This is a genomic window from Desemzia sp. FAM 23988 (assembly GCF_045528365.1).
Lineage (GTDB): Bacteria > Bacillota > Bacilli > Lactobacillales > Carnobacteriaceae > Desemzia.
The window spans coordinates 1-1,564 of record NZ_JBGQQS010000052.1 but is presented as its reverse complement, the minus strand read 5'-3'; the positions used below and the strand labels follow the sequence as shown (position 1 = coordinate 1,564).

1 protein-coding gene is annotated in these 1,564 nt (G+C 41.5%); it reads left to right on the top strand.

Annotated features, from left to right (window positions below; genetic code table 11):
• Positions 1 to 131: 131 nt before the first annotated feature.
• A partial coding sequence (locus ACEN4L_RS13360) for an IS5 family transposase (RefSeq protein ID WP_407097740.1) occupies positions 132 to 1,564 on the top strand: 1,433 nt, incomplete at its 3' end.

Here is a 1,564-nt window from a genome sequence, read left to right as displayed (position 1 = left end):
TAATGTCTACTGAATAATAAACTATGCTTATTCTGCTGCCTTTTACAACTAATGATTGATATAATAGATGCAAGGGTTTTTATAGGATGTTAAACAAAACCTTGCACTTTTACTGAAATGAGGACAGAAACATGTATAAATCACAACCGTATTCACAAATCGCTTTCGAAGACTTCAACCAACCAATGGGACTAAAAATGAACCCGAAAAATAGATGGATTGAAAAAGCGGAATGGATCCCTTGGGCTGAACTGGAAAAAGGCTATGCCAAGAACTTTCGCAATCAAAAAGGCAATGTCGCCAAACCGCTTCGTATGGCTCTGGGTGCCCTTTTGATTCAAATAGAATACGGTTATTCTGATGAAGAGACTGTCCTTCAGATCCAAGAAAACCCTTATCTTCAATTCTTTATCGGCTTGCCCGGCTATCAAGAGGAAAAACCATTCGACTCTTCGACGATGGTTTATTTTCGCAAACGCTTGGACGCTGTTACACTGACCGAGATCAATGAAAAAATTACTGAGTACGCCTTAGCCAAAGACAAAGAAAATCAAGATAACGATAACGACACTGATGACGATACAGATTCGAATGATTCAGGGAATGCCGGAACATTGATCTTAGATGCAACTTGTGCACCTCAAAAAATCAAGTATCCTACGGATACAGAACTGCTCAATGAAGCACGTACGCATGCAGAAAAGATGGTAGACGACATTTGTGAAACCAACGGATTCTCTAAGCCTCGTATGTATCGCAAGAAAGCTAGAAAAGACTATTTGTCAATTGTTCGCCGCAAAAGAAAGTCAGCCAAATGGTTGCGCCCTAAAATACGGAAGCTGCTTGGATATGTGCGCCGAGATATCGATTACATCAAAGGCTATCTCGAGCATGGAATCAAACTGAACGAGAAACAACAAAAAACATTCGAAGTTATTTGTCGTATCTATGACCAGCAGAAGGAAATGTTCGATAAAAAGACGCATTCCGTAAAAGACCGGATTGTCAGCTTTTCTCAACCATGGCTGCGACCTATTGTTCGAGGGAAAGCCAAAGCAAAAGTTGAATTCGGCGCGAAGTTAGATCTGAGTATCGATTCAAATGGGATGGCACGGATTGAAAAGACCAGTTTTGATGCCTACAATGAAGCTTCTGTGTTGGTTCAAGCTGTCCGCCGTTTCTACGATCGAAACGGACGTTATCCTGAGCGGGTTCTTGCCGACAAGATCTATCGAAATCGAGAAAACAGGTCTTACTGCAAAATACGAGGCATTCGCCTAGCCGGACCATCACTTGGTCGTCCAAAGAAAGACCAAACCAGAGACAAAGAAATCGAATATCGCGATAATGCAGATCGTGTAGAAGTTGAGCGCGGCTTCAGTTTACTGAAGCGTTGTTTCGGTATGGAAAATATCCGCACCAAACTCCGCGAAACTACCTTGACTACGATTGCCTTATCCGTCATTGCGATGAATGTAGATAACATTAATCGCAATCGCTTGCGCTCTTTTTTTGGACAACTGAAAAATCGGAAAAAAAGCTGTTTAGTTCTATTGAACTTTTC